The following is a 4,842-nucleotide window of genomic DNA, read 5'->3' on the forward strand; positions in this document are numbered from 1 at the left end:
GCTGTCGCCTCGACCATCGCCCAATGCATGTCCTGAATGCGCATTCTCGTCTCTCCGTGTGCCATCGTCAGCGTGGATGGCAAGCCGCTTCGCCTGCTTTCGGCGATCCTGTCCCAGCCAAAGCTGAAGCGGCCCTATATCAAACAAGTTCCATTAGGAACAAAAAATCGCAGTTGACGCAACATTATTTTCCGATACCGTTCCGATTGGAACTAATTTGAATGAGGGGGAGATGGATCAGTCGCTGCACCCAGCCTTGTATGAGGCACGCGCTGGCCGGACGAAGTCCGAGCTGGCCGATCTTTCGCCGGACGATCCACTGTTTCCCAAGCTGTGGGAAAATCCCTGCTGGTTTTCGTTCCGGCTGAATTTCCTGGCCTTGCAGTTCAACACCCCGGTCTATGGCCGCATCCAGCAGCAGCTGGGTTTGCTCAGGCCTGAATTCGTGGTGCTGTGGTCGCTCTATCTGAGCGACAAGCTGACTCTGACCGAGGTTGTCCGCTCCTCCGGCTTTCCCAAGAACACGCTGAGCCGCGCTGTCAACAAGCTGGCAACGCTCGGCATGATCGACCGCGAAACCGATCTCGCCGACCTGCGGCGCGCCACCTTGATCCTGACGCCCAAGGGGCGCGCGGCGGTGATGGAGGTAGAGCAGCTGATGATCAACCAAGAGCGCATGATGCTGGAGAAGCTGTCGCCGGCGGAGCGGCTCAGCCTGTCCGAAATTCTCACCAAGCTCGTCGTGGCCTCGGAAGGCTGGCCGCGCGAGATCGAAGATGATCCGGAAAGCTCTGGCGGCCAGCCGACGTAGCGTCCGTCCGATTTCAAGCCAAGACCATGAGGAAATCTATGAAACTCGCATCTCTCCTGCGCGCCACAATGCTGGCGACGACACTGCTGACGCCGATGGTGGCAATGGCCGACGACCTCGTCATCGCCACCAAGTCCGGCCCGGCCTCCATGGACCCGCACTTCACCGCGACTTCTGCCAACGCCGAAGCGACCAAGCATGTCTTCGACACGCTGCTGAGGTCAGGCAACAATCTCGAAATCAAGCCCGGCTTGGCGCTGAGCTGGACGGTGGTCGATGACGCTACCTGGGAGTTCAAGCTACGCGACGGCGTGAAGTTCCATGATGGCTCGGACTTCACCGCCGAGGACGTGAAGTTCTCGATCGAGCGCATCCCCAATGTGACCGGCCCCAACCCGTCGACCATCTTCGTGCGCCGGGTCAAGAGCGTCGAAGTTGTCGACAAGCTGACCGTGCGCGTCAAGACGGAAGGCGCAGCCCCGACGCTGCCCAACGATTTCGTGCGCCTGTTCATCGTCTCGCAAAAGGCTGCAGCAGCCTATTCGACCAAGGAGACGGCGGCCGAAGGCTTCAATTCCGGCAAGGCGACGATTGGCACCGGCCCCTACAAATTCGTCAGCTGGGCGCCCACGCAGGATATGGTACTCGAGAAGTTCGATGGCTACTGGGACGGCGCCCAGCCTTGGGACAAGGTGACCCGCAAGGAAATCCCCAACGACGCAGCGCGCGTCGCGCAGTTGAAAGCCGGCCAGGTCGACCTGGTCTCTAAGGTTCCGGCGACTGATCTGGCCAACCTCGAGGCCGACAGCAACATTCAGGTCATCAAGGACGAGTCGGTCTACATTCCCTACCTCGAGTTCGACTTCCGCGAGAGCTCGCCGATGGTCTGGGACAATGCCGGCAAGAAGCTCGACAAGAATCCCTTCCTCGATCCGCGCGTTCGTGAAGCCTTCGATCTGGCGCTCGACCGCCTGACGATCTCGGAGGTTGCGCTCGAAGGCATGGGCGTGGTGCCCACACAAATGGTGTCGTCGAACATCTTCGGCTACAACAAGGACATCCAGCCCGCCGCCTTTGACGTCGAGAAGGCCAAGCAGCTGATGGCCGACGCCGGCTATGCTGATGGCTTCAAGGTGTCGCTCAACTACGCCAACGACCGCATGCCATCCGAGCTCGGACCGACCGTTGCGCAGCTGATGGCCGCTATCAACGTGAACATGGAAGTCAACGGCGTTCCGGCCGCCGTGTTCAACCCTGCCAAGACGCGCGGCGAATATTCGCTGTACATGGCGTCCTGGGGCACGTTGACCGGCGAGGCGAATTACATGCTGTCGTCGCTGATGCACACCAACGATCCCTCAAAGTCGCTGGGCGCCTTCAACGTGCGTGGCTACTCCAACGCCGAAATGGACAAGCTGATCCAGGATGCCGGCGCTGAGATGGACGAAGCCAAGCGCCGCGAACTGCTGGAAAAGGCCAATCTGCTCGTCTCGACTGACCGTCCCGACCTGCCGCTGGCCGTCAATGTGTCRGCCTGGGGCGCAAAGGCCGACAAGATCGTCTACACGCCGCGTTCTGACGAAGACACGCTGGCGATGGACGTAAAGCCGAAGCAGTAAACCCGACACAAGTCTCCCGAGGCGGCTCTACCCAGGGCCGCCTCCCTTTTTATGCAGGATCAAATCGAATGAACACATTTGCCCTGGCTATCCATGGCGGCTGCGGCGTCATGGCCAAGCTCGACCTCACCGAGGACGAGTGGATTGCAGCCCGGCACGATCTCGGGCGCGCGCTGGAGAGCGGATACGCCATCCTCAAGGATGGCGGGACGGCACTTGACGCCGTGCAGGCTGCGGTCGTCGTGATGGAGGACAGCCCTCATTTCAATGCCGGACATGGCGCAGCTCTCAACACCGAGGGCGTCCATGAGCTCGACGCCTCCATCATGGATGGCGCAACGCTGGCTGCAGGTGCTGTCAGCGCCGCCCGCAACGTCCGCAACCCGGTGCTTGCCGCCCGTGCGGTCATGGAGCATGGCGATGCGCTGTTGCTGACCGGCTCCGCGGCGGACCGTTTCGCCGGCGACCAGGGCTTGACGATCGTCGACCAGACCTACTTCACCACCGAGCGCCGCAAGGCAGCATTGGCGGCCATGAAGGCGCATGCCCTGGCCGGTACGGCGGCGAAAGCGAGCGAATCGGAAAAGCACGGCACGGTGGGCGCGGTCGCGCTCGACAGCCGTGGCCACCTGGCAGCGGCGACCTCGACCGGCGGCTACAACAATAAGCCCGACGGTCGCGTCGGCGACAGCCCGATCATCGGCGCCGGCACCTATGCGCGCGATGGCGTCTGCGCCGTCTCCGGAACCGGCAAGGGCGAATTCTTCATCCGCCATGTCGTCGGCCACGAAGTGGCGTCGCGCATGGCGTATCTGGGCGAAAGCCTAGAGGCCGCCGCGACCAAGGTGATCATCCATGACATGAAGCCGCACGACATCGGTGCCGGTCTGGTGGCTGTCAGTGCCGACGGCGCGATCTCAGCCCCCTACAACACCGACGGCATGTTCCGCGGGTGGGTAGGCGAAGACGGCAAGATATTCGTCGCGTCCCACAGCGAGGTCTTCGCCCATAATTGACGGGTAGGGACAGGCCGGATGCAGCACAGGGATCGGCTTGACCCGGGTGGACCGCATTGAGCCGAGGTCGGCAACGCTACGAACGGCAGCGGCTCGGCGACTTGCTTCACCTTAACATCAACACGACGGGCCGGAGTGCCCGTCCCAGTCATCCGGAGACGGGCAAGCACCGGGACAGCGTCAGCGACTTTGGCTGCGGACAACCGTAGCAGCGAGGTTGCAACGGGAATCGATGGCCAAGTTTCCGAAGGTGCGGATCGGGGGCGACGTACGAGCTCAGCACAAGCTCATGGTTGAGCATTTCGGTATCGAGCGGTTGGCGCTGGTTGTCGGCGGGTCGATGGGCGGACAACAGGTCGATGAATGGGCGGTGCGCTATCCTGATATGGTCGCACGCGCCGCGCCGATAGCGACGACGTCTCGCATCTCGCGCGATCAGGTCATGTTTGTCGATGCTTGCGCCGACGCGCTGATGTCAGATCCCGCCTGGAACCGGCCTGATCGCATCGTTAACGATGGCAGCCAGACCAACCGCGAGGCGATCGTGGCCTGCGATACCAAAAACCGCTTGCAAGACAAATCGTGGCGAGCGCCAAAGCGGATCCGTATTCGCCAGAGCAAATACCTCAATAATCGCATCGAGCAGGTGTAGGCAGTCTAGTGCGAGCCAGTCTGTAGATTGGCCTCCCTGTTTTCCGTGGGAATACAGGGAGTTTCTCGCCTAAACTAGGAATACTCGTCTCACCGTCTGCCGATTTGACTAGGGAACGCTGCAAGCTGCGGAGCAGCATACCGAATTTCCGTCCCGTGGCAGCCGTGGCTGTTTATAGTCTGCAATGATTGCCGGGCAACTTGCTGGCTATCGTTGCGCCTTGGCGCGTTCGGGATCATACACAAACCCATGCCGAAGAGCTGAATCAATGCGACCCTGCAGGAACATACGCGCTGGTTCGGCTTCCTTTTCAGTAGGTATCAAGAGCATTCGCCGCTTGTCAGCCGCATCTTGAACACGCACGAGTGCTCCGGCGGCTTCCATGTCGTCAACATGCCGCTTAACGGTAACGTCGCTGACGAAAGTTTGGAAATAGGTCGCCAGATCCTTGAGGGTAATGGGGCTGCCTTTGAGCCATCGATCTACGATCAAGCTGCAAATCATGTCGGACTCGAAGATGTTCCGGCAATGATCACGCAGCATGACCTCACTTCCCATCTTCCTTTCGAACTCAATCCTAAATGACAGCCACGACAACTCGACATCGAGAGCAGCACGTTGCTCTTCGTTCAGAGCTGCAATTGAAAGAGCATCATAAATTTCAAGTTTTTCCGATAGGTCATTCGAACTATTGAGCATTTTGTGATTAATAGTTTTTGACAATATAAGCACCGTGTTTCGTTT

General features: G+C 60.0%; 5 protein-coding genes and 1 pseudogene. 5 read left to right on the forward strand and 1 reads right to left on the reverse strand.

Annotation, left to right across the window (positions count from 1 at the left end):
• The first annotated feature begins 36 nt into the window (after positions 1–36).
• From AC1DWF_RS30250 to AC1DWF_RS30270, 5 genes and pseudogenes are all read left to right on the forward strand, one after another.
• The gene (locus tag AC1DWF_RS30250) at positions 37–177 is read left to right on the forward strand and encodes a hypothetical protein (protein ID WP_476842441.1); all 141 of its coding nucleotides are present in this window, start codon (positions 37–39) and stop codon (positions 175–177) included.
• Between the two features lie 55 nt (positions 178–232).
• The gene (locus tag AC1DWF_RS30255; protein WP_476784808.1) at positions 233–811 is read left to right on the forward strand and encodes a MarR family winged helix-turn-helix transcriptional regulator; all 579 of its coding nucleotides are present in this window, start codon (positions 233–235) and stop codon (positions 809–811) included.
• Positions 812–849: 38 nt separating this feature from the next.
• On the forward strand, positions 850–2,430 hold the full coding sequence (locus tag AC1DWF_RS30260; protein WP_476784809.1) for an ABC transporter substrate-binding protein: 1,581 nt from the start codon (positions 850–852) through the stop codon (positions 2,428–2,430).
• A 68-nt stretch (positions 2,431–2,498) separates the two neighbouring features.
• On the forward strand, positions 2,499–3,446 hold the full coding sequence (locus AC1DWF_RS30265; RefSeq protein WP_476784810.1) for an isoaspartyl peptidase/L-asparaginase family protein: 948 nt from the start codon (positions 2,499–2,501) through the stop codon (positions 3,444–3,446).
• A gap of 232 nt (positions 3,447–3,678) precedes the next feature.
• Positions 3,679–4,092, forward strand: a pseudogene (locus tag AC1DWF_RS30270) (alpha/beta fold hydrolase); the annotation flags it as partial.
• 213 nt (positions 4,093–4,305) lie between these two features.
• On the opposite strand, the gene AC1DWF_RS30275 reads toward AC1DWF_RS30270, so the two are convergent.
• Positions 4,306–4,842 (reverse strand): hypothetical protein (locus AC1DWF_RS30275; protein WP_476842442.1); only part of this gene is annotated, 537 nt, incomplete at its 5' end.

Source organism: Aminobacter sp. P4_D5, assembly GCF_056401815.1.